Annotated in this window: 19 protein-coding genes; 14 read left to right on the forward strand and 5 right to left on the reverse strand. The window is 66.9% G+C overall.

The features are described from left to right. Nucleotides 1-202: 202 nt before the first annotated feature. A complete protein-coding gene (locus ACLQ2Q_RS05270; protein WP_425818703.1) occupies nucleotides 203-1,480 on the forward strand; it encodes an ATP-binding protein in 1,278 nt (425 codons plus the stop codon). A 75-nt stretch (nucleotides 1,481-1,555) separates the two neighbouring features. On the opposite strand, the gene ACLQ2Q_RS05275 is transcribed toward ACLQ2Q_RS05270, so the two are convergent. Continuing rightward, complete coding sequence (locus ACLQ2Q_RS05275) at nucleotides 1,556-4,000, reverse strand: glycoside hydrolase family 2 TIM barrel-domain containing protein (protein WP_425818705.1); 2,445 nt, start codon at nucleotides 3,998-4,000, stop codon at nucleotides 1,556-1,558. 302 nt (nucleotides 4,001-4,302) lie between these two features. On the opposite strand from ACLQ2Q_RS05275, the gene ACLQ2Q_RS05280 reads away from it, so the two are divergent. Then, the gene (locus ACLQ2Q_RS05280; protein WP_425818706.1) at nucleotides 4,303-6,147 is read left to right on the forward strand and encodes a hypothetical protein; all 1,845 of its coding nucleotides are present in this window, start codon (nucleotides 4,303-4,305) and stop codon (nucleotides 6,145-6,147) included. Between the two features lie 104 nt (nucleotides 6,148-6,251). Here the strand turns inward: ACLQ2Q_RS05280 and ACLQ2Q_RS05285 are convergent, their stop codons facing one another. Next, nucleotides 6,252-7,274, reverse strand: coding sequence for a LacI family DNA-binding transcriptional regulator (locus tag ACLQ2Q_RS05285; protein WP_425818708.1), 1,023 nt, complete (start codon nucleotides 7,272-7,274; stop codon nucleotides 6,252-6,254). Between the two features lie 343 nt (nucleotides 7,275-7,617). Between ACLQ2Q_RS05285 and ACLQ2Q_RS05290 the strand changes: the two genes are divergently transcribed. The 7 genes from ACLQ2Q_RS05290 (at nucleotide 7,618) to ACLQ2Q_RS05320 (ending at nucleotide 17,957) form a co-directional block, all read left to right on the forward strand. Beyond that, nucleotides 7,618-9,147: an ABC transporter substrate-binding protein gene (locus ACLQ2Q_RS05290; RefSeq protein WP_425818710.1), complete on the forward strand. Its 1,530-nt coding sequence runs from the start codon at nucleotides 7,618-7,620 to the stop codon at nucleotides 9,145-9,147. Between the two features lie 23 nt (nucleotides 9,148-9,170). Next, the gene (locus ACLQ2Q_RS05295; RefSeq protein ID WP_425818712.1) at nucleotides 9,171-10,112 is read left to right on the forward strand and encodes an ABC transporter permease; all 942 of its coding nucleotides are present in this window, start codon (nucleotides 9,171-9,173) and stop codon (nucleotides 10,110-10,112) included. Next, complete coding sequence (locus ACLQ2Q_RS05300; protein WP_425818714.1) at nucleotides 10,109-11,902, forward strand: dipeptide/oligopeptide/nickel ABC transporter permease/ATP-binding protein; 1,794 nt, start codon at nucleotides 10,109-10,111, stop codon at nucleotides 11,900-11,902. The genes ACLQ2Q_RS05295 and ACLQ2Q_RS05300 overlap by 4 nt, the downstream gene beginning before the upstream one ends. After that, nucleotides 11,895-12,746, forward strand: coding sequence for an ABC transporter ATP-binding protein (locus ACLQ2Q_RS05305; RefSeq protein ID WP_425818716.1), 852 nt, complete (start codon nucleotides 11,895-11,897; stop codon nucleotides 12,744-12,746). Before ACLQ2Q_RS05300 ends, ACLQ2Q_RS05305 begins: the two co-directional genes overlap by 8 nt. Nucleotides 12,747-12,852: 106 nt before the next feature. Beyond that, on the forward strand, nucleotides 12,853-14,373 hold the full coding sequence (locus tag ACLQ2Q_RS05310; protein WP_425818718.1) for a family 43 glycosylhydrolase: 1,521 nt from the start codon (nucleotides 12,853-12,855) through the stop codon (nucleotides 14,371-14,373). Nucleotides 14,374-14,587: 214 nt separating this feature from the next. After that, on the forward strand, nucleotides 14,588-16,330 hold the full coding sequence (locus ACLQ2Q_RS05315) for a DUF5605 domain-containing protein (protein WP_425818720.1): 1,743 nt from the start codon (nucleotides 14,588-14,590) through the stop codon (nucleotides 16,328-16,330). 25 nt (nucleotides 16,331-16,355) lie between these two features. Then, nucleotides 16,356-17,957, forward strand: coding sequence for a DUF5597 domain-containing protein (locus tag ACLQ2Q_RS05320; protein WP_425818722.1), 1,602 nt, complete (start codon nucleotides 16,356-16,358; stop codon nucleotides 17,955-17,957). Nucleotides 17,958-18,036: 79 nt separating this feature from the next. Here the strand turns inward: ACLQ2Q_RS05320 and ACLQ2Q_RS05325 are convergent, their stop codons facing one another. Continuing rightward, entirely contained in the window at nucleotides 18,037-18,345 is a 309-nt protein-coding gene (locus ACLQ2Q_RS05325) for a Dabb family protein (RefSeq protein ID WP_425818724.1), read from the reverse strand. 116 nt (nucleotides 18,346-18,461) lie between these two features. After that, entirely contained in the window at nucleotides 18,462-18,665 is a 204-nt protein-coding gene (locus tag ACLQ2Q_RS05330; RefSeq protein ID WP_425818726.1) for a hypothetical protein, read from the reverse strand. 16 nt (nucleotides 18,666-18,681) lie between these two features. Between ACLQ2Q_RS05330 and ACLQ2Q_RS05335 the strand changes: the two genes are divergently transcribed. The 5 genes from ACLQ2Q_RS05335 (at nucleotide 18,682) to ACLQ2Q_RS05355 (ending at nucleotide 21,153) form a co-directional block, all read left to right on the forward strand. Continuing rightward, on the forward strand, nucleotides 18,682-18,870 hold the full coding sequence (locus tag ACLQ2Q_RS05335) for a hypothetical protein (protein WP_425818728.1): 189 nt from the start codon (nucleotides 18,682-18,684) through the stop codon (nucleotides 18,868-18,870). A 67-nt stretch (nucleotides 18,871-18,937) separates the two neighbouring features. Next, complete coding sequence (locus ACLQ2Q_RS05340) at nucleotides 18,938-19,666, forward strand: hypothetical protein (RefSeq protein ID WP_425818730.1); 729 nt, start codon at nucleotides 18,938-18,940, stop codon at nucleotides 19,664-19,666. A gap of 161 nt (nucleotides 19,667-19,827) precedes the next feature. Beyond that, a complete protein-coding gene (locus tag ACLQ2Q_RS05345; protein WP_425818732.1) occupies nucleotides 19,828-20,211 on the forward strand; it encodes a YciI family protein in 384 nt (127 codons plus the stop codon). 133 nt (nucleotides 20,212-20,344) lie between these two features. Further along, complete coding sequence (locus ACLQ2Q_RS05350) at nucleotides 20,345-20,482, forward strand: hypothetical protein (RefSeq protein WP_425818734.1); 138 nt, start codon at nucleotides 20,345-20,347, stop codon at nucleotides 20,480-20,482. Beyond that, the gene (locus ACLQ2Q_RS05355; RefSeq protein ID WP_425818736.1) at nucleotides 20,479-21,153 is read left to right on the forward strand and encodes a GAP family protein; all 675 of its coding nucleotides are present in this window, start codon (nucleotides 20,479-20,481) and stop codon (nucleotides 21,151-21,153) included. The genes ACLQ2Q_RS05350 and ACLQ2Q_RS05355 overlap by 4 nt, the downstream gene beginning before the upstream one ends. A gap of 15 nt (nucleotides 21,154-21,168) precedes the next feature. On the opposite strand, the gene ACLQ2Q_RS05360 is transcribed toward ACLQ2Q_RS05355, so the two are convergent. After that, nucleotides 21,169-23,277, reverse strand: a complete 2,109-nt coding sequence (locus ACLQ2Q_RS05360) for an alpha-galactosidase (protein ID WP_425818738.1) — start codon at nucleotides 23,275-23,277, stop codon at nucleotides 21,169-21,171. Nucleotides 23,278-23,279: the final 2 nt, after the last annotated feature.

A 23,279-nucleotide genomic window follows, 5' to 3' on the forward strand; every position in this document is an offset into this window, starting at 1 on the left:
CGGGCCCTGAGCTCGCCCGGGCGTTCTCCGCTGAACGCGCCACCCACCAGTGGGCACGAGCGGAGTCGTTCCGCACCCGCTCCATCCGGGTCCTTCCGCGCACCTGGGCGCTGTTCGCGGGATCACGTGATGGTGCTCGCCGCCATGCCCGCGGCTCGATAGCCTCAGATATGCGCGCTCCCGTGGACGGACCCCAAACGCCATGACCGGGTGGCGCATCCGCGACTATCACGCTGACGACGTCGATGGCATCCTGCGACTGTGGGAGCAGATGCTCGCCGTCAACGCCGAGCCCGTCTACGGCCTGTCCGACGTCCTCGCCTCCTGCGCCAAGGACCACGCGGTCGTCGCAGTGATCGGCGAAGAGGTGGTCGGCGCGGCGATCGGGCGGGCTGCCCACGCGCAGGGATGGGTGGTGTTCCTCGCGACCGCGTCGCACGCTCGCGGAGCCGGCATCGGGTCGTCCATGCTGGCCGCGCTCGAGGCGCGGATGGCGGCGGCCGGCATCTCGAAGCTGTCGGCGCTGATGCCGGCGGCTGAGACCCGGGTGGGGGCATTCCTTCATCAGGGGTTCGCGTTGAAGCAGGATCTTCATTACTTCGAGCGGCATGTCCCTGTGCAGCGCGAGGAGCTGAAGATCCTCGCCGAGCTGGGCGGGCGTGTCCTTCCGCGCGGACTCTGGGACGGCGTCGGGGGAATGACCGCGGAGAAGGACCTGCTCGAGCGGCGCGTGGTGATGCCGCTCGCGCAATCCGAACTCGCGGACCGCTTCGGGGTCGTCCCGCCCCGCGCCATCGTGCTGTTCGGGCCCCCCGGCACGGGCAAGACCACCTTCGCCAAGGCCATCGCGTCGCGCCTGGAGTGGTCGTTCGTCGAAGTTTTCCCATCTCGGTTGGCGGCGAACCCCGGGGGTCTCGCCGGCGCACTGAGAGAGACGTTCCTCAAGATCTCGGAGCTCGAACACGCCGTCGTGTTCATCGACGAGGTGGAAGAAATCGCCTCCCATCGCCAGGGCGAGCCGCCATCGCCGACGCAGGGCGTGACGAACGAGCTGTTGAAGATCATCCCCGCGTTCCGCGACCAGCCGGGACGTCTACTGATCTGCGCCACGAACTTCATCCGGGCACTGGATGCCGCTTTCCTCCGTCACGGCAGGTTCGACTATGTCATTCCCATCGGCCTCCCCGACGAGCTGGCGAGGCGCGCGATCTGGGAACGTTACATCCCCGTCGCGGCGGTCGACATCGATGTGAAGGTGCTCGTCGAGATGACCGAGGGCTTCTCGCCCGCCGACATCGAATTCGCCGCGCGCAAAGCATCGCAATCCGCCCTGGAGAGTGCGGTGAGCTCGGGCGTCGACGATCCAGATGGGCCATTCCTGGGGGACTATGTCGCTGCGATATCGGCGACTCGAGCGACGGTGTCGGCCAAGGTGGCGCAAGAGTTCTGGGAGGACATCGAGAACGTCGGACGTCTCTGAAGACGCCGGGGCGAGCCGACGAACGGGAGGGCCGAGAGGTTGTGGTCGTGTCGAAAGGGCAGCTTCTGGCGCGCCTCAGAGTGCGGTGACGGTGCCGGGCCGGGATGCGGTTACGCGCACGGTGACCGGACCAAGACTCCGGCCCGCTGCCGTCAGCGCGATCGACCCGGGGCCCGTCGGCCGGAGGACCGCCAGCAGCCGGCCATCGAAGGTGGTGTGCGAACCTGCGAGATAGCTCTCCTCGGTGATGGGCCGGGCACTGCCGAGACCCTGCAGCACTGCCGGTCCGGTCACATCCACCGTCACGGGCTGATCGCGTGATGTGAACAGCGTGCCGTCGGCGTCCACGATCTCGATAGTCACGTACGCGAGGTCGGCCGGGTCGGCGCTGATGACGTCGCGGTCGGCTCGCGCGCTCAGCATCCGCTCGCCGCTCGCACTGGCGACGGACATCTCAGCGCCTCCGTGTGCCACCGCGCGCAGGACGCCGGGCTGGTAGGCGAGCTCGAACTCCGCACGGAAGCGGTGTGCGGCTCCGGTCGGCTGCACCCCGACGGATTCCCCGTTGAGGAAGAGCTCGACGGACGCGGCATGGCTGTAGACCTCGACCATCATGGGCGCTCCCGGCTCGACGTCCCACGTCCAGCTGGACACCGTGTCGCTCCATGCCCACCCGAGGGCGCGACGATCGCGGCCATGTGATTCGGGCCGTCGCACCGCGATGTACGGGTCTGCGCGCAGCCCGAACACGATCTCGCGGTAGTAGGACGACGGGCGACGGTAGCCCGTCAGATCGAGGTCGCCGCAGTACGCGGCGAGCGCGGGATACGCCGAGATCGGCATCTCCTGGTCGGGCGCATCGGCGTATCGGGTGACGCCCAGTCCGGCCTCGCCGAGATAGTCGAATCCAGTCCAGGTGAAGTCGCCGAGAACGTGCGGGTATTGCTGCACCAGGGCCCAGTTGCGGTCGATCTGCGTGGCGAGCGTCTCGGTGCCGAGGACGATGCGATCCGGGAAGCGCTCGAGCTCGCCGGCGTAGCGGGACGCGGCGTAATTGTGCCCGGCGACGTCGAGAACGGCGTGGCCCTCGACGGTCTTCTCCGTCACAGCGTCGGAGAGGCTGATCTGGTCGATGAGCTCATCCATCTGGCTCATCAATTCGTTCACGCCGCCCGATGAATCCAGTTGCGCCACCTCGCCCTTGAACTGCGTGAGCGTGTCCGCGATAGTCGCGACGAAGCCGCTGATCCCGTTCGTGACGTAACGGGTCGAGTCGAGTTCGCGCACTTTCTCGGCGAGCGCGCGGCCGGTCACGGCGCCGAGCGGCGTGCCGATGTCGAGCACCTCGTTGCCGATCGAGTACATGATCACGCTGGGGTGCGAGAAGTCTCGCTCGACCATCGCCTCGACGTCTCGCTCCCACCATTCCGGGAAGGCGAGTGAGTAGTCGAAGGGGTTCTTACCCTTGGCCCACATGTCGAAGGCCTCGTCCATGACGAGCATCCCGAGCCGGTCGCACGCGTCGAGCATGGGCGTGCTGATCATGTTGTGGGCGGCGCGCACCGCGTTGAAGCCGGCTGCCTTCAACAGCTCGATGCGACGTTCCTCCGCACGGGGGATCGCGGCCGACCCGAGCATGCCGTTGTCATGGTGGATGCAGGCGCCCCGCAGTTTCACCACTTCGTCGTTGATGCGCAGGCCGTGCTGAGGGTCGAGGCGGAGAGTCCGCACGCCGAACGAGGTGGTGCTCTCGTCGGGCGCGACGCTGTCTACGGTGAGGGTGCCATGCGCCCGATAAAGCGAGGGCTCGTCGACGCTCCAGCGTCGAGGCTGCGGAACGTACAAGCGCTGCCGCGCCAGCACGCTGTCGCCCGCGCGCACCGTGACCGGCGAGCTCGAAACGCCGACGGGTGCCCCGCCGGGATCGAACAGCCGCGTCTCCACCCGAGCAGTGACCGTGCTCACGCCCTCATTCGTCACGCGATGCACGATCTCGACCACGGCACGCTCGTCGTCGACGTCGGGGGTTGAGACGCGAGGACCATCGCCGTCGAAGTGGACCATTCCGGAGACGTGAAGCTGAACTCCGCGGTGGATGCCGAGCCCCGAGTACCAACGCGAGTCGCGATGGGCGCGGGCCTCAACCCGCACCTCATTGGGTTCGCCGTAGCGGAGGAAGGGATCCAGGGCGATGCGGAAGGGGGCGTAGCCGTTGGGATGCTGACCGGCATAGTCGCCATTCACATACACGGCGGCATCCCGGTACACGCCATCGAACCGAAGCGACACGCGCTGGTTGCGCCAGTCCGTCGGAACGTCGAGGGTCCTCGTGTAGGCGACCGACCCGCCGGTGAAGTAGCCGGAGGAGTCCCCACTCGGTGCATCGGGCGTCCGGGGCAGGGCGAGCATTGCGTCGTGCGGCAATGTCACCGGCTGGGCGCCGACACCTCCGGACAGTTGGGCGAAGATGCTCTGGTTCGGCTGAACGGACCAGCCGGTGTTGAAGTCGATAGCGACCACGATGTCTCCTCAAACGCCCGGATTCTGGCGTCCGGGAGAGCGGGGTGACGCGGCGAGCTGCACTCCAGGCCCGTCACCTTGCATATCCCCAGGCTTGCACCGATTGGCGGCTAACCTCGTCGATTGCGCAATTATGCGGTTGTGTGACTGCGCTTGCGCAATAACCGTCGCTTCCGTTGACGCCGCGGTGCTGACGCTCTTAGCGTCAGCGTCTGTCGACTGCCGGTCACTCTTTTCTCGCCGCGGCATCCGGCTCGCATCGACGGTCGATGCGGATTCATCGATGAAGCTGAAGGAGAACCATGAATCGAGCACCTTCGCGCCGGAGGTCCCCTCTTGCGCTGGGAGTCGCCTTGGCGGTGTGCGCGGTGATGCTGCCTGCACTGCCGGCCGCCGCGGAACCGGTCGAATGCGTCACGGACGCCGCGGGCGCCATGCAGGTCACCGGCGAATGCATCGATCCGCTGTACACACAGCCGATCGTCGATGCCGAGACCGACGAAGCGTCTCCAGTCGCGCACCACCGAGTGTCCGGTCATTTCGAAGGCACGAACATCCAGTTCAACATCTACCTGCACCCCCAAGCCGACAAGGCCAAGTGGGACGGTCGATTCTTCCAGTACACCTACCCCACCACGTTCACTCCCGGCCAGAACACGTCGCGGGCGAGCGATCGGGCCATCGGATTCGCGCTGGCGAGCGGCGGGTACACCGTGCAGGCGGGGAACGACTTCCTCTCACTCGGGTACCGGCACGCCGCTGCCGCCGCGAAATTCGCGGAGCAGGTGGCCGCCGACTACTACGGCGGCGACCGGGAGATCTTCGGATACCTCTATGGGCCGAGCGGCGGCTCGTTCCAGGCGGTCGGCGCGGCCGAGAACACCGACGGCGTCTGGCAGGGGTTCGTCCCGATGGTCCAGGCGGTGCCGGCGCCGAACAGCTACAACTTCAACGGCCGGTCCGCTGCCGAGCTCATCCTCGCCGACAAGGCCGATCAAATCCGCGACGCCCTGCTGCCCGGAGGCAGCGGCGACCCGTACGCCACGCTCGATGAGGCCGAGCGGGAGATGCTCACAGAGCTGCATCTGCTGGGCATCCCCTGGAAGGCCTGGGAGAACTCCGACTATCTGCTCGGCTACGACCCCTCCTACTTCGGCTCGGGCCTCGACTCCGACGACCCTCTCGCCTACGACCCGACGTACGTCGACGACTTCTGGAAGGCAGAGGGCTACCTCGGGACGGAAGACTCGCCGCTCGGCGCGCGGGTGCGCGCCGAACTGGCCGAGATGGGCGACACCGTCGGGCACCGCTGGAACATCGCCAAGCGCTTCGCCTACCGCTACCAGCTGCCGGCAGCCGGCGAGGGATGGATCGCGCTCGACCAGTTCCGCAACGCGGACGGAACGCCCCTCTATCCTCAGCGCACGGTCGGCGAGCCCAAGTTCTCCGGCGCAGTGTCGGGGAACACCGCGTTCGACGGGTCGATCAACGGGAAGATGATCGTGGTGTCCAACCTCTACGACAGCGACGCGCTGCCGCTGCACACCGACTGGTACCGCAAGCAGGTCGAGAAGAGCCTGGGCGCCGCGGCATCCAGCACCTACCGCGTGTACTTCACCGACCACGCCGACCACCAGGATGCCCCGCCCGCGGGAGAGCGTGCCGCCACCCTCGTCGACTGGTACGGCATGGTCGAGCAGGCGCTGCGCGATGTCGCCCGCTGGGCGGAGGACGGCGTTCCGGCGCCGGCATCCACCCGCTATGAGATCAAGAACGCTCAGATCGAGGTGTCGCCGTTCGCGCTGGCACGGCGCGGCATCCAGCCGACCGTCGACATCGGAGCTCGTGATGGCGTGATCAAGGCCAAGGTCGGCAAGCCGGTTCTTCTCGCTGCGGCCGCGCACACACCGGCCGGCGGCGGCAAGATCATCGCCGCCGAGTGGGACTTCGAGGGCGACGGCGAGTACGTGCCCGGCAAGTCCACCGCACCGCGGAGGATCGCCGCGATCGGGACGACGCACCGCTTCACCGAACCAGGAATTTACTTCGCCAGCCTTCGGGTCACCGCCGAACGCGACGGGAACATCGGCGCGGAGTACGCGCTGCTGCAGAACATCGACCGCGTGCGCGTCGTCGTCACTGAGTAGTCGACCGAGGAGCGGACGGATGCCGCATCCGGCATCCGTCCGTCCCTACGGCGTGCCACGACCGCTCGGGTCTGGACGACTGCAGGGCGGTGGGCCGACGACGCTTAGAAATCGGATGTCGGTAGCGTCGATGCCCTCACGATGAGTTCGCTCGGCAGCTCGACACGTTCGTGTCGCTGATCGTCGTGGTGCCGCAACCGGGTCACGAGTTCCACCGCCCGGGCGGCCATCGCTCGGAGCGGCTGTCGCACAGAGGTCAGGGGCGGGTCGGCCCTTGCCGCGCGAGGCTCGTCGTTGAAACCGACGACGGAGACGTCGTCGGGGATCCTCAGCCCGATCCGCGCCGCCGCGCGATACACGGCGAACGCCATCTCGTCATTGCACGCGAACACGCCCACGGGCGTCGGGGCCGTGCGAATCGCGGCGACCAGCCCCTCGGTGAGAGGCGCGTCCGTCCACTCCGAGTCGACGCGGAGAACCTCCGCTTCGGGTCGATGCTCCGCGATCGCCGCGCGAAACCCCTCCTCGCGCGCCCGGCCGAACCGGTACCGCGGAACCCCCGTCACGACCACGAACCTCGCCGCAGCGCTCGCCGCCAGCAGCGTGCCCGCGTCATGTCCGCCTTGCCAGTCCGTCGTTCCGACGCTGGCAAGTGCGCCCTCCGGGTCCGAACGAGGCTCGAGCAGCACAATGGGAATCCGAAGGCCTCGGATCTCGTCCAACTGTCTCGTGGTCGGACGGATGATTCCGATGACGACGCCGGAGGGCCGGCGGGTCGCGACCCGGGTTGGCCAGTCGTCGCTCGGATCGGGGCGTTCCAGGGTGAGCACGAGGTCGAACCCCAGCCGGAAGGCAGCCTCGCGTGCTCCTGTCGTCATCGCGTCCGTCCACGCGTCGTCGAAGCTGCCCAGCACGAACTCGATCAGTCGAGGGTCGAGGGTCGTCGGTCTTCCGCGATTCACCAGGCTCCGGTCGTAGCCGAGCTCCTCCGCTGCCGCGACGACCCGTTCTCGAGTCGACCGCGAGAGATCACCCCTTCCGGAGAGAGCCCTCGATGCCGTGGGCACAGACACGCCCGCAGCATCGGCGACATCCCGAAGCGTGACGAGTTCATCGTCCTTCACCACCGCCGGGCCTCCCAGCATCACTTTTGCGCAAGCATTCCATCACTTTGCGGATAAGTCACGGGCCGCGCCGCGAGGGCGCTCCCCGTACCCGACATGGTGCGGAAATTCCGCCTGTCCGGCGGTGTCGGCGCTGTCTCGGAGCAGCCCTCACTCGGCATGCTTGACGTAGCCACCGGGTCGTCGATCTCGGCTCGACCGCCGTCTACGTTGCGCAAAAACGCCGGCCTTCGTTGTCGGCGGTGGGTTATCTGCCTAGCGTCATGGCAAGCGATCCGACCCAATGGAAAACGGATACTTTCGGGCACAGCTTGCCCCGCCAAGAGATCACAACAAAGGAGTTGAAATGCGTTTCACACGACGTGGCGCGATAGCGGCAGTGGCAATCCCTGCGCTCGCAGCCGTCACCGTACTCACCGCCTGCGCCCCTGGGGGCAGCACCGGCAGAACCTCGGGCGAGGCAGGAGACACCCTCACGCTCGGCATGACAGCCGATCTTCCAGGCCTGAGCGTTCTCATCCAGCCGAGCTACCAGGGCTGGTTCGCGGATGCCGTCTGGGACTCACTGTTAATCTGTGACGAGTTCGGCAAGCCCTCGCCGCAGCTGGCAACGGAGTGGGAGTACAACGACGACCAGAGCGCCGCGACCCTGACGCTGCGCGAAGGAGTCAAATTCTCGGATGGCAGCGAGTTCGACGCCGCAGACGTCGAGGCCGCCCTCACCGCGGCCGGTGAGGTCAACGATCGCTTCGCGGACCTCACATTCGAGTCGCCCGACCCGCAGACGATCACCATCACGTGGCCGCAGCCGATCCCGACGATGGACGTCATTCTCTGCGAGCCCAACATCTCATCCTCGAAGGCATACGAGTCGGCGAATCTCGACACGACCGTCGTCGGTTCGGGTCCGTATCTCTACGACGCCGATGCCAGCACGCAGGGCTCCAACTACGTCCTGAAGAAGAACCCGGACTACTGGGACTCGGACACCTACCCTTTCGAGAACCTCGAGCTCAAGGTCTTCACCGACAACACCGCCGGCCTGAACGCGCTCAAGACCGGTCAGATCGACGGCATCCTCGCTGACGCCTCCACCGTCGAAGAGGCGAAGAGCTCCGGCAAGGAGGTGGTCACGCTGCGTGGCGTCACGACGCGCCTGCTCATCACGGATCACAACGGCGAGAAGATCCCCGCGCTCGGCGATGTCCGGGTGCGCCAGGCGATGAACATGGTGTTCGACCGGGATGCGATCGCAGAGGACCTGTACCGCGGCTATGCGGATCCGGCATACCAGATCTTCCGTGAGGGAAGCACCGCGTATCTCGAGGACCTCACCGAGGACCCATACCCGTATGACGTCGAGGCGGCCAAGGCGCTGATGGAGGAGGCCGGCTACGCCGATGGGTTCGCGCTGCAGATCCCGTTCTTCGAGGGGCAGGGGCACGACCTCCTGTTCCCGTATGTGACCGAGCAGCTCGGTCAGCTGAACATCACGGTGGAGCAAGTCAACCTGACCGGTCCGGACGCGTACACCGAGCTCCTCAGCGGCACGTACCCTGTGCCGCTGTGGCAGCTGGGCAACTATGGTGAGTCGCTGCAGGACATCAAGGACTACATCCTGACCGACGGCATCTGGAACGTCTCGCACCAGGCTGACCCGACGATCGACGCGCTGTGGCAGACGATCCTCACCGGCACCGACGAGGAGAAGATCGCCGCGCAGCAGGAGATCAACCAGTACGTGATCGACCAGGCGTGGTTCGTGCCGATGGCGTACCCGGACGGCTTCTACGCCTACAGCCCGGACATCTCCATCCCCACCATGTCGGACTTCGCGGCACTGCACCCGCTGCTCCGCGACTTCCAGCAGAACTAGACAGCGACCGACGGGCCCCGGCTATGTTCCGCACTATTGTCATCCTCCTTCTCCGATCTGTCGGTGTGCTGCTCATCGTGAGCTTCTTCACCTTCTGCATCACCTTCAGCGACGGGATCGGGATCGCCCGCAGCGTGCTCGGACTCAGCGCGAGCGACGAGCAGGTGGCGGCAAAGGCGGCAGAGCTGGGGCTCGACCGGCCCCTGATCGTGCAGTACCTCGATTGGCTCTCCGGGCTGGTCACGGGCGACCTGGGTGCATCCTTCCTCACCGGCCAATCGGTGACCGAGGCGCTGTCCACCCGCGTGCCCGTAACGCTCTCCCTGATCATCCTGACGATGATCCTCACGACCGTCATCAGCGTCGTGCTCGGCGTCACCTCAGCGCTCTACGGGGGGTGGATCGACCGCGCGCTGCAGTTCATCTCGGTGCTCGGCGCCGCAATACCGGGATACATCCTCGGGATCGGCCTCATCTTCGCATTCGCGATCGCGATCCCGTACTTCCCCGCGACCGGCTACATCCGGGCCACCGACAGCGTGCAGGGCTGGCTCTGGTCGCTCACGCTGCCGGTACTCGCGCTACTGGTCGGTGCGATCGCGAACGCGGCAGCACAGTTCAGGGGTTCGATGCTCGACGCCCTGTCGCAGGACTACGTGCGCACCCTGCGGTCCCGGGGCATCCCTGAATCGCAGCTGCTGTTCCGGCACGTTCTGCGCAATGCCGGCGGCCCCGGGCTGGTGGTGCTCAGCCTGACGACACTCGGCTTATTCGGAGGGGCGCTTTTCATCGAGGCGATCTTCGCCCTTCCCGGGGTCGGCCTGCTTTCCGTCTCTGCCGCGCTGGCGGGGGACGTGCCGATGGTGATGGGAGTAGTGGTCGTCGTCATCGTCCTCGTCCTGGTTGTCAACCTGCTCGCCGACGTGCTCGGTAGCCTGCTCAACCCGAAGGCGAGGATCCGATGACCGTCGATCAGCATCAAATCGACCCGAACGTGGACGGCACTGCCGCACTCACGAAGAAGCGCGTACGGCGGTCGACGTTCCGGTCGCTGATGAAGAATCCGTTCGCGGTGTTCGGCATCGTCGTCCTGTCGATCATCTTCGCGGCCGGGATTCTGGCTCCGTGGATCGCACCGTATCCGCCGAACGCGACCGACTTGGCTGCGACCAATGCTGCACCTTTCAGCGAAGGGCACCTTCTCGGGGCGGATGCGTCGGGGCGCGACATCCTTTCCAGGCTGATCTGGGGGACGCGCCAGACGATCGTCGCCTGCGTGATCGTGCTTGGCGTGTCGCTCTTGCTCGGCCTGACCGGCGGCCTGGTTGCCGGGTTCTATCGCGGTCGACTCGAGGCGGTGGCGAACTTCGTATCCGACGTCCTCCAGTCGCTTCCCGGCATTCTCACGATCGTCGCGTTCTTCGCGTTGACGGGTCCGAACATCCCACTCTCGATGACCGTCTTCGGGGTCATGGTCGCGCCTTCGCTGTATCGCCTCGTGCGGTCTGTCGTCATCTCCGTGCGCTCCGAGCTTTACGTCGACGCCGCCAAGGTCGTGGGTCTCTCCGATCTGCGCATCGTCGGCCGCCACGTTCTCTCGGCTGTCCGAGCTCCCGTGATCGTGCAGGGCGCCTTCGTGCTCGCGACGGCCGTTGCGATCGTGGGCGGCGTCGACCTGATCGGGCTCGGCGATCCCTCTCAGGCCTCGTGGGGTCGTGTCCTGCAGGACGCGTTCAACAACATCTACACGAACCCGGCCAACGTCATCTGGCCGGCACTTGTGATCAGCCTCACCATTCTGGCCTTTGTCCTCCTCGGCAACGCCCTCCGAGACACGCTCCAGGCATCCAACCGCAGCGCCGCTCTGAAGCCTTCTCGTCGACGCGCGCTCAACACGGCTGCGCAGGATGCGCGCGTCGCCGGTGAACACGACCACGCCGCAAGACAGGACGTCCTTCTCTCGGTTCGTGGGCTCCGCGTCGGCTACCCGTCCTCGAGCAATGAGGTCACGGAGGTGGTTCATGGCGTCGATATCGACGTGCGCAAGGGGGAGATCCACGGCCTGGTCGGCGAGTCCGGATCCGGCAAGTCGCAGATCGCCTTCTCGATCATCGGCATCCTCCCGCGCGAGGCGGTGGTGCTGGGCGGCAGTGTGTTCTTCGACGGGAAGGATCTCCTCGCCGACCCGGCGCGAATGCGCAAGGTCCGCGGCCGCAGGATCGCCTACGTTCCGCAAGAGCCGATGTCGAATCTGGACCCCTCGTTCACCATCGGGGCACAGCTCATCTACGGTCTGCGCTCAGCGACCGGTGTCTCCAAGAAGGCGGCACGGGCCAAACTGCTGGAATTGTTGCAACGTGTCGGGATCCGCGACGCCGAACGCGTCATGCGTCTCTACCCGCACGAGATCTCCGGCGGGATGGCGCAACGCGTCCTCATCTGTGGGGCAATCGCCTCGGACCCCGATCTCATCGTCGCCGACGAGCCCACCACGGCTCTGGATGTCACGGTCCAGGCAGAGGTTCTCGAGCTGCTGCGCCAACTCAGCAGCGAACGCGGTCTGGCGATGATCATCGTCACCCACAACCTGGGCGTTGTCGCCGACATCTGCGACACCGTGAGCGTCATGCGAGGCGGCCTGATCGTGGAACAGAACGACGTGGACACGCTCTTCGCCGCACCGACCAACCTTTACACCCGGGACCTGCTGGAGTCCTCTCGCAAGGTCGAGCTCATGGAGGTCGCAGATGACTGAGAAACTGCTGCAGATCAGCGACCTCGTGGTCCGCTACGGCGGCAAGCGGAGCGGTAAGACCGTCATCGAGAATGTCTCACTCGACCTGGCACCCGGGGAGACCGTGAGCCTCGTCGGTGAGTCGGGGTCCGGGAAGACGACGATCGGTCGTGCCATTCTCGGCCTGGCGCCGGTCACCGGCGGAACCATCTCCTTTCGCGGCCAGGAGATCAGCAACATCCCCCGTGCCCGCCGCCGTCAGATTGCCCGCGATATCCAGGTCATCTTCCAAGACCCATATTCGTCACTCAACCCCTCAATGACGGTCGAGAGCATCCTCGTCGAGCCGCTGCGTGCCGCCGGGGTGACCGAGGGACGCGCGAGGGTCCGAGAGCTTCTGGATGCTGTCGGCCTCCCCGCCGATGCATGGTCGCGCTACCCGCGCGAATTCTCCGGAGGTCAGCGGCAGCGCATCGCAATCGCCCGGGCGCTGGCATTGAATCCGTCGGTGATCGTGTGCGACGAGCCGACCAGCGCCCTGGACGTCACGACCCAGGCGCGGGTCCTCGAGCTCCTCAGCGATCTGCAGAAGGACACGGGTGTCGCATACCTCTTCATCAGCCACGACCTCGGCGTCGTGCACAGTATCAGCGACCGGATCGCCGTCCTCCAGGGAGGACGCATCGTGGAGCTCGGCGACGCGCACCAAGTCGCCACGAATCCCCAGCATCCGTACACACATCGGCTGCAGATGTCCGCCCCAGTTGCCGACCCGCCACGCCAGCGCGCCCGCCGCGCCGCACGATTGCGGGCGCTGCACGACGAGGCCGCAAAGCCACCGGAGGGGGTCGAACTCGGCGCATGACGTGATCGCTCTCTGTCCACCGACTCATCGATAACACTCGTCAGGAACGTCATGCCCTACATTCCCGCGCCCCCCGGCACGACCTCGCTCGAACGGAGCGCCCCCAGTGCCTGAGCACACGTCCACGGCGAGTCGCGCAATAACAGACACGTCGGCAAACGGCGCATTCCAGCCGATCCTCCCGGGCTTCCACCCCGACCCGACGATCTGCCGCGTGGGCGATGACTACTACCTTGCAACGTCGAGCTTCGAGTACTTTCCGGGAGCGCCGATCTTTCACAGCACGGACCTCGTCTCGTGGACCCAGATCGGCAGCATCCTGACGACGCGTGAGCAGTTCCGGCTCACCACCCCCGGTCCATCGACGGGGATCTACGGGTCGACGCTGCGGTTTCACGGAGGGCGGTTCTGGTTCATCACCACGAACGTCAGCGACTTCGCCGCCGGCCAGGTGATCGTGCATGCCACCGACCCCGCCGGACCGTGGAGCGAGCCGGTCTTCGTGCCCGAGGCAGTCGGGATCGACCCCGACCTCTGCTGGGACGACGACGGCGAGAGCTACCTCACGTGGCATGTGCTCGACTTCACCGTCGGGGGACAGGGGATCCGTCAGGCGCGCATCGATCTCGAGACCGGACGCCTGCGGGAACCGCACTACCCGATCTGGCAGGGGTCCGGTATGCAGGCCGCCGAAGGGCCGCACCTCTATCGCATCGGCGACCACTGGTACATCCTGCTGGCCGAGGGCGGAACCGAGCGCGGCCATTGCGTCACGGCGGCGAGGAGCACGAGCCCGACCGGTCCCTTCGAACCCTGCCCGTGGAACCCGGTGTTCACCCATCGCAGCAGTTCTCACCCCGTGCAGAGCGTCGGACACGCGGACCTGGTGCAAGGACCCGACGGCCGATGGGCGGTCGTCTACCTGGGCGCACGGCCCCGCGGGTCCACTCCCGGCTTCCACGTGCTCGGACGCGAGACATTTCTCGCCGGCATCGACTGGGTCGATGGCTGGCCGGTCTTCGACGAGTACAGGTTCGACATCCCAGTGCCGGATACCGCCTTCGAGGATGACTTCTCGGGGGCGGCGCTGGATCCGCGTTGGGTCGTTGCAGACGGTGAACCCGCGTCCACGGTGGAGCGCGATCCCGACGGCGGACTTCACTTCCCGTCGGCGGGTCGATCCGCCGCCGATCTGCTGTGCGCACGGGTGCGTGATTTCGCCTGGGTCGCCGAGGCGGTGGTCGAACGCGCAGGGGAGTTCCGCCTGCGGCTGGACGAGCGTCACTGGTGCGGTGTTGTGGTGGATGCCGGAACGGCCCGTGCCATCCTCCGGATCGGAGACGTGTGGCAGGAAGTGGCTGCCGCCCCTGTGAGAACGCCCCGCGTGACGCTTCGGCTCGAGGCATCCGTGCCGCGCAGCGCACCCGTGCCCTTCGGGTATGCCGGTCCCGACGACGTCACCCTGTCGGTGGACACAGGTGACGGCTTCGTGAAATTGGCACGGCTCGACGGTCGCTATTTCTCGACCGAGGTGGCGGCCGGTTTCACGGGCCGGATGCTGGCGCTCGGTTCACCTCACCCCGGTGGGCGCCTGCTGAGCGTGAGCTATCGGCCGATCTACGACTGACCGCGGTCGACGCCAGGTTCTGGTGCGAGCGGGGTCAGAGTGTGGTGCCGGTCTGTGCGGGCCTGACCGACGTTGCGCAATAACCGCCGGCGGTGCCAGCAAATTGCGCAAGTCCTGGCGGCCGAACGGCCCGTTTGACACTCTCGACGAGAGACAACGTGGTCCCCGGTCCTGCCGGGCGACGAGGCTCGATCCCGACTCAAGGAAAACCCCTATGCGCACCATTCAACGATCCACGCCCGTATCCGCTGTGCTCGCGCACGGTGACGCCGCCGCCGTCGTCCGCTCCATAGCTCCCGAGGTGCTGGATTCCCCGATGGTCGTCGAATTGGCGGACTTCCCGTCGGCCGCGATTCTGGGCCTCATCCTCGGCGATGACGACCCGCGCATCTCGCAGATCATGGAGGGCGTCGCCGAGTTCGAGGATCTCAGCCCGCGTCCGGCGGTCGAAGCCCCGATCGCCGCGGCTCCCGACTACGAGTCGGGTGCCGTGCCACGGGGAAGCGCACGGGTCGAAGCATCCCGGGGGGCGGGCGCGAACCGCCGCACGGAGATCGTGCTGCACGGTCCGTCCCACGGCAACCCGTTCGTGGACGTCGAGCTGACCGTGACCTTCCGCACAGTGGGCAAGGACATCACCGTCGGCGGCTTCTACGACGGCAATGGCACGTACCGGGCTCGATTCCTTCCGCCCTCGGCCGGTCGCTGGAGCTTCACGACCACCTCCAACGCCCGCTCCCTGGACGGCATCCACGGCACGATCAGCGTGTCCGAGAGCGATGCACGGGGACCGGTTCGGGCCGTTGACGGCGGGCACTTCGCATACGCCGACGGCACAGCGTACGTGCCGGTGGGGACCACTGCCTACGCGTGGACGCACCAGGACGAGGCGCTGCAAGAGCAGACGCTGCGCTCACTCGCCCAGGCGCCGTTCAACAAGATCCGGATGGGCCTGTTCCCGAAATCGTTCATGTTCAACGCCAACGAGCCGGAGCGGTTCGTCTTCCCCCGTGCGGAGGGCGGCGGCTGGGACACCACGCGCTTCGATCCGGAGTACTTCGCCGCCCTGGAGACGCGACTGGACCAGCTGGCCGCGCTGGGTGTCGAGGCAGACCTGATCCTCTTCCACCCCTACGACCGGTGGGGCTTCGCGACGCTCGGTCCCACCGCCGACGACCGGTATGTCGCCTACGTCACTCGACGCCTTGCTGCATTTCCCCACGTGTGGTGGTCGATGGCGAACGAATACGACCTTCTCACCACGAAGGGCCGCGAGGACTGGGACCGTCTCGCCCGCCTGGTCCGCTCGAATGACCCGTACGGCCACCCTCTCTCGATCCACAACTGGGTCGAGGTCTTCGACTACTCCGTCGATTGGGCTACTCACTGCAGCATCCAGAGCGGTGACTACACGATCGGCAAGTCCATCGCCCGGTGGAAGCGTGCCTGGGACAAACCCGTCATCGTCGACGAATCCGGCTATGAGGGCGACATCGACCAGGGGTGGGGCAACCTTCCCGCAGAAGAGATGGTGCGGCGCTTCTGGGACGCCACCCTTCACGGCGGATACCTCACGCACGGCGAGACGTACTACTCGGAGGACGATGTGCTGTGGTGGTCGAAGGGCGGCACGCTGCAGGGCGACAGCCTGCCGCGGCTCGCATTCCTCCGACAGATCATCGACGCGTCACCGACGGGACGGCTCGATCCGCTCCCCAGCGACTGGGACTTCCCGTCCGGCGGCGCCGACGGGTACATCGTGACGTACTACGGAGGACACCGACCTCGCTACCGCGATGTGCGCATTCCGGAGGGACGGACTGCCACCATCGAGGTCCTCGACACCTGGAAGATGACGATCGAACCACTGCCCGGCGACCACACCGGCCAGGTGCGTGTCGAGCTGCCCGCCCGCCCCTACATCGCGATCCGCGTCGTCCTGGCACCCGAGTCCTGAGCGCACCACCGCCGAGGAGAATCTGATGAACAGCCTTCTGCACCGCCGATTCGAGCATGGTCGTCTCATGCTGCACGGACGTCCGTACCTCATCGTGGGCGGCGAGCTCCACAACTCCGGGAGCAGCACGCGCGCCGCCATCACGGAGTCGCTGGATGCGGCCGCCCTCATGGGTGTCAATACCGTACTGGCGCCGGTCGCCTGGGAGTCGATCGAGCCCGAGGAGGGCGTCTTCGACTTCAGCATCGTCGACGCGCTGATCGGCGCCGCCCGCACCCACTCCCTGCACGTCATCCCGCTCTGGTTCGGAACGTGGAAGAACGGGATGTCGAACTACGTGCCCGGCTGGGTCAAGCGCGATGCCGCTCGCTTCCCGCGCATCCACACATCGGCGGGAACCCCCATCGAGGCGATCTCCCCGTTCTCTCGCTCCGCTTGTGAGGCGGATGCCCGCGCCTTCGCCGCGCTGATGCGTCATCTGAAAGAGCTCGACGATGGGGAGACGGTGTTGATGCTTCAGGTCGAGAACGAGGTCGGAGTACTCGGCGACTCCCGCGACCGGAGTCGACTCGCAGAGGAGAAGTGGGCGGATCCGGTGCCGGCAGCGGTGCTCGACGCGCTGGGTCGACTCGACGAGGGGCGTCTCCTGGGGGCGGTTCGGAGGACCGGCACGGCGAGGGACAGCAATTGGGAAGGTGTCTTCTCAGAGGAGGCGGACGAGGCCTTCATGGCAGCTGCATACGCGTCGTACATCGATGAGGTCGCTCGGGCGGGTCGCGCGGAATTCGACATCCCCCTCTACGTGAATGCCTGGGTCGACGCCAATGCGCAGAGCGATGGCGGAGAGGCCGGGTTCGCGCTCGCCGGCGGGGTTCGGCCCGGTGAGTACCCGAGCGGCGGACCGCTTCGACACACCGCGAGCATCTGGCGTGCGCTCGCGCCGACGCTCGACTTCCTCGCACCGGATCTCTATTTCGGCACGTTCGATGCGATCGCGAGCGAGTACGCCGCGATCGACGGAATCCTGTTCATCCCCGAGATGCAGTGCAATCGAACCGGGGTGGAGCAGATGTTCCGCGCAGTCGGTGAGCTGGGGGCGGCGGGCGTCGCTCCCTTCGCGTTCGACATCATGGCGAAGGACGATCCTCACTACTCGGACGTCACCGACGCGTTCCGGTTGCTGTCCGCGGCGGGGAAAGTTCTCGAGCAGTATCCGGATGCCGAGATGCATGGATTCACGCTCACCGGTGACAAGTCGACGAAGCGCCTCTTCGGCGATGGAGCGGTCGAGGTCAGCAGCAGCCACCTTGCCGAGACCTTCCCCTCGGAGAGGAACGGCGTCGGTTTGGTGGCTCGCGTGCGACAAGATTTGTTCTACGTGATCGGCCGCGGATTCGCTGTTCGGACAGTTGATGCGGGAGGCTCTCGGACCGGCTGGCTGGCCGTCGAGGAGGTCGAGCCAGAAGGCGATGACTGGCGGGTCAGACGTCGCCTGAACGGCGATGAGGTGGGAGGCGGCCAATGGATCCGCCTGCCCGCGCTCGACCAGACACAATCGGAGCTGTTTCCGATCCGGCAGAACACGCGCCTGTCGGGCATCCTGCGCGCGAGCACGTATACCTATTGACTACCCCGGCCCCGACCGCTTTAGCGTCACCGCGGTGGGGTCCTTTGGGGAAGCACCGGAGTTGCCACGACGGGCGACGTCACGCATCGACGTCGAAGACGACCACCTGTTCCGCGAACCGAGAAATGAGCTGCGCGACCGGTTGGTGCGCCGGATGCGGTAGGTAGTCGTCTCGGGCTGCGCTGCTCGCGAAGCTGACGATGAGCGCCCACTCGAATCCGCCCGCAAGTCCTTCCGGGCTGGTGTTCGCCCCGCAGTGAACGGCGAGTACTCCCGGGATGGTGTCCGGGAATGCGCTCGCCAGTTCGGTCAATTCTTGAAGGGCGGCGGCATCGGCATCCGGCTTCCAGCGGACGAGGACGACGTGCACAACGGATGGCGTGGTCATCGTCCCACAATGCCCGAACCGATCGTCCCGGGGGGAATCGACCCGGGTGAAGTGCCCCTGACCACCCATGGACGAGTGAGGGAGCGGTGCGGAGGAGGGGTCGCCTGATCGTCGCACTACTGCCCCTTGTCTTTCTGGTCGTTCTGCTCGCGCCCTTCGCGTGGCTCATCCGGGCGCTCGCCCGCCGGGTCGTAGGCGTCCAGCCGCGGCGGAAAATCATCAGCGCACGTCGCATCGGCGACGACGTCGAGCTGCCTCTCAGCACCCTGACGTCGGCGGTCGGCGAGTACGGACTGTGGTTCGGGAAGACGTTCCAGCACCACGCACTCGTCGGCGGTGTCGTCTTTGCACTCCGGGGGTGACGAGGAGATCCCGTTCGAACTGACGGAGGAGTTCGCTGCGGCGCATCCGGAAGTCACCGTTGTGGAGACCGCCGTCGCCCCGCATGGGTGGGTAGCGAACGTCGAGCCGGAACGCTTCCAGTCCGCGCTGACGGAATGGTTCAAGTCTGCGGATTGGGGCTGACAGTCAGGGCGTTCCGGGAAAACGGCGCTCACTGTGCGCGCGTGGCGAGCGGGTGTACGTTGCAACCGTGGATGGATCGCCCTCCGCATCGAACCCGGACCCCGAGTCGTTTCAGCGCATCACACACTCGCGCCTGTCGGACGCCGAACGCGAGTTGAATGACCTGCGCGCACGGGCGTACGGTCCGGCATCCGACATCGATGCCGATCCGGCGGCGATGGCGAGGCTGATCGAACTCGAAGCCGCTCACGCGGGCGCTCCGGCTCCGGTCACCGTCACACAATCCGTCGGCAGCCGTGCGGCCGAGGCGTCGCCGTCGCTGTGGCAGCGCGCCACCGCGACGCGGAGCCGCGCATGGTTCGTCGTCGGATCGACCGTGGTAATCGCAATCCTCATCTACGCCGCGGCCCGGCTCCTTGCACCGCAGCCCGACGCGACGCTGCAGCCCACCGCGGTGCAGCCGCCGAATAGCCCACTGATCCAGACGCTGGATGGCTTTGGCGAGGTTGCGGACACCACCACACTCCTCCGGTTCGAGCAGTACCACGACGTCAACGTGTGGTCCGTTGAGAACAGCCTGGGCAGCACTTGCCTCATCGCTTGGGACAGTGCAGGCAGCGGCCGGTTCGAATTCGAGTGCCTGCCACCGGGAAGGGAACTCGCCCTCCACCTGGGCGTCGCGGCGGACTCGAATGACGGCTTCGGCGAATGGCTTCCGGGCGGCAGCGTGGTCAGCCTGTATCTCCGCGGGGACATGGTGGACGTCTTCGTCCACACTCCGCCGGCAGCCGACTGAACTCGAGGCGCAGCCAGCCATCGCCGTCGGCGTGACCGGGTGGGATGTCGCAGCAATAGTGTCGTATTCGAGCGTCGCCGTTCGTGGATAAGGTGTGCGACCCGTTTCGGGTCGCCTCAGGAGCCACGACATGGCTCTGGTCCCGATGAGAGGAGACGGCAGTGCCGAAATATCTGATTGCATTCAACGACGAGTGGGTGCCCGAGCACACCCCCGACGAACTGCGTGCCAAGAGCGAGGCGTCGCGAGCTGTGCTCGACGACATGAAAGAGGCGGGCGTCTTCCTCTACGGGGATGGGGGAATCGATGCCTCGACCGCCATCTTCAGTGTCGTGAGCGAGGACGGGAAGCCGGTCTTCACCGATGGGCCGTTCGTCGAGACCAAGGAGCACCTCGGCGGCTTCGCCGTCGTGGACGTGGCGGACGATGAGGCCGCGCGTTACTGGGCAGGACGGTTGGCCGTCGCACTGGACTGGCCGCAGGAGGTGCACCGGTTCCCCTCGGACCTCACGGAGATCATCGAACGGCAGCGGCCCGTGGGGTGAGTGAGAAGGCCCCGCGCGAAGTACCCCCCCACCTCGGCAGAGGTGGGGGTTCTTGCGTCCAGGGGCTCGGCCATGCGCAATCTCGCACCGGATTCCCAGACCGGCCGGTCGGTCGGTACGTATGCTGGCCTCTATGGAGATGCGCGGACGGATACTGCGGGAGACCCGCCGGCTGACGATCGAGGGCGGCTCGATCCCCTCCCTCAACGCCGTCGCCGAAGCTGCCGAGGTGTCGACGGCGCTCCTTTCCGCGCCGAGGACTCGCCCGTGAACATCGAGCTGCTGCTCGGCATCATCGGCCTCGCGGTTCTCGACTCGTTCAATCCGGCGACCATCGCGACCGTGGCGCTGATCCTCGTTCTTGTTCCTCGACGCCCCGGCGTCACCGCCGCCGCGGCGATCACGGGTGCCGCTCTGGCGGTGTTCACGGTCGGCGCCGCCCTCTTCCTGACCGCGGGAGCGGCAGCGGGCGCGGTCGAAGGAATCGTCGTCGTCCTGCGCATCCTCGCCTTCGGAGCCGGTGGCATCGCGCTGATCGTGGCCGGCATCCGGCGCCTCCAGGAACGCCCACGCTCACCCATCGCACTTCCCACCTGGTTCCGGCCGGCGACGGCGGTGCCGTTCGGAATAGTCGTCACCGCGGCCGACCTTCCCAACGCGTTCTCGTACTTCATCGCCATCGAACGGATGGTCGCCGCCGACGTACCGCCATCCAGCGGACTCGCCGTCATCGGCCTCTACACCCTTGTCTACTGCCTTCCGTGCCTGATCCTTCTCATCGTCGGCCTGCTCACCCGCAAGAAGACCCACGCCTTCCTCGACCGCGTTCTCACGCGGCTCGGAACAGGCGTCGTGCGGCGTTCCGTTCCGATCGCGATCATCTTGATGATCCTGGGGGTGGCCGTGGCCTCGGTGCCGTTCTGGATCGAGGCGCTCCTGTAGGCCGGACGCCGTGGGTCAGCGCGGACGCACCCGGAACGTGCGCGCCGCCGTCACGTCTTCCGCAGCCCTCACCCCGAGCGTTCCCGTCGCGGCGTCCCACTCCACCGACCACGCGGGAAGCGCTGCGGGAAACACCGTATCCACCGCGACATCCCTGCCTCGGTAGAGCGGCAGCTGCAACCGCGCGTCGAGCGGCGCATCCGAACCGTGCCGACGCCAGACCGACACGCACGTCTCGGAGGCATCCGGCAGGGCGAGACCGAGCGCGACCCACGGTGATGTCCAGCTCGGAAGGCCGAGCGGCCAGAGCGGGGTCGACCGCTGGATGCCGGGTCGAAGGGTCTTCGCCGCAGCCACCGCCTCGCGAACCAGGCCGAAGCGGTCGGGTGAGAGCCGGTCGAGGAAGCCCGAGAGGTAGAAGCGGCCGAGCAGCCCGGTGACCAGGCAGAAGGCCACCTCCTCGTCGCCCATCTCGGGGTCCGGGTACGACCAGTTCGCCGCCTGTTCGGGGAGCATCGACATCGGCGCGGATGCGGCGATCGGCGGGTAGAGCCGGAAGTCCTGCTGGTCGGAGGTGGACTGGAGCTGAAGCCGCGACAAGAGGGCGTAGTCCATCCGCATCGCGCCCGATGCGCAGTTCTCGATGATCAGGTCCGGATGCCGGTCGAGCACGCCGTCGAGCCACTCGAGGTGCGCGCGGTTGTGCTGCAGCAGTCCATCGCCCACGCTGTCGGCACGCACGTCGGTGCCCGAGCCGGGGTTGATGTTGTAATCGAACTTGAAGTAGCCGACCCCCAGGTCGGCGACCAGGCGGTCGACCACGGCGTCGAGGTGCGCGCGGGCCGCGGGGTGCCTCACGTCGAGGTGGAACCGCTCGTGCTCTTCGACGCGCGCGCCGTGCCGCTGGAAGAAGGCGTCGTCGGGGAGGGATGCCGCGATCGGGCTGCGTACGCCGATCACCTCGGGTTCGAGCCAGAGTCCCGCGATCATGCCTCGCTCCCGGATGTCGTCGGTGACGGGCGCGAGCCCACCCGGGAAGCGGCGCGCCGACGGCATCCACTCGCCGACGCTGCCCCACCACGATCCGCTGTCGTCGTACCACCCCGCGTCGACGCAGAAGACCTCCGCCCCCGCGTCGGCCGCGGCCGCGATGAGGGGGTGCAGCTTCTCGCTGGACGGGTCGCCGCTGAGGGTGTTCATGTAGTCGTTGTAGATGACCGGCATCGCCGCGTTGTCGCTGTGCGCTCTGCGTGAGCGGCGCCGGTGGCGCGTGAGCGATGCGACGGCGTCCGGGATGTCGGATGCCAGCGCGACGGTGACCGGCACGCTGGAGAAGCGGTCGCCCGGTCGGAGGATCTTCGTGAACGCGTGATCCGTGTCGGTCGGACCGGAGAGCGAGAAAATGCCGCCGGCGATGTTCTCTGCGACGTCCCAGCGCCACCCCCCGTTGTGCTCGATCTGCCAGGCCCACGCGGCGCGTTGATCCGATGACTCGACGCCCGCGACCGGCAGCCCGCCGCTCGTCGACCAGGTGCCGCTGGACGTCTGCGTCAGCGCGCTTCGACGATCGTGGCCCGTCAGATCCTCTGCGATCGCCGGGAGTGGCCCGAGGCGCAGATCCGAGGAGGACCATCGCCCCTCGGCCAGCCACTCACTGGTACCGGACGTCAATGTCCAGGTGTCGAAGGCCGAATCGCCGCCCGTCCGTCCCCCGAACGCGGAGCTCCAGCTGGTGACCGACAGCAGGACGGCCTCCCGTCCCCCGGAATTGGAGAGGTGCACGCGGGCGCTCACGGCACCGGTGCCGTGGTGCGCGTGCAGCTCGATCGTGACATGCAGCCCGTGTGCGTCGTCCCGCTGATGGATGCGCAGACTCGAGGACCCCTCGTCCGAGTCCTGTTCGTGCGACACATAGCGCAGGTCGCGGCCGATCCGGGTGTGGTCGAGTCGGCGTGATGCGGATGTATGCCCGGCGTCCGCCGTGATCACCTCGACGAACGGCACGGCATCCGGCATCTCCAGCGACGCACTGGATGAGCGGACCGCCGTGAGCGACACGGGGGTCGACTCCGACCAGACGAAGGTCAGCTCGAGGTTCGGGTCACCCCACCGCAGATCGGGCACGA

Source organism: Microbacterium sp. DT81.1, from assembly GCF_049844955.1.
Taxonomy (GTDB): Bacteria; Actinomycetota; Actinomycetes; order Actinomycetales; family Microbacteriaceae; genus Microbacterium.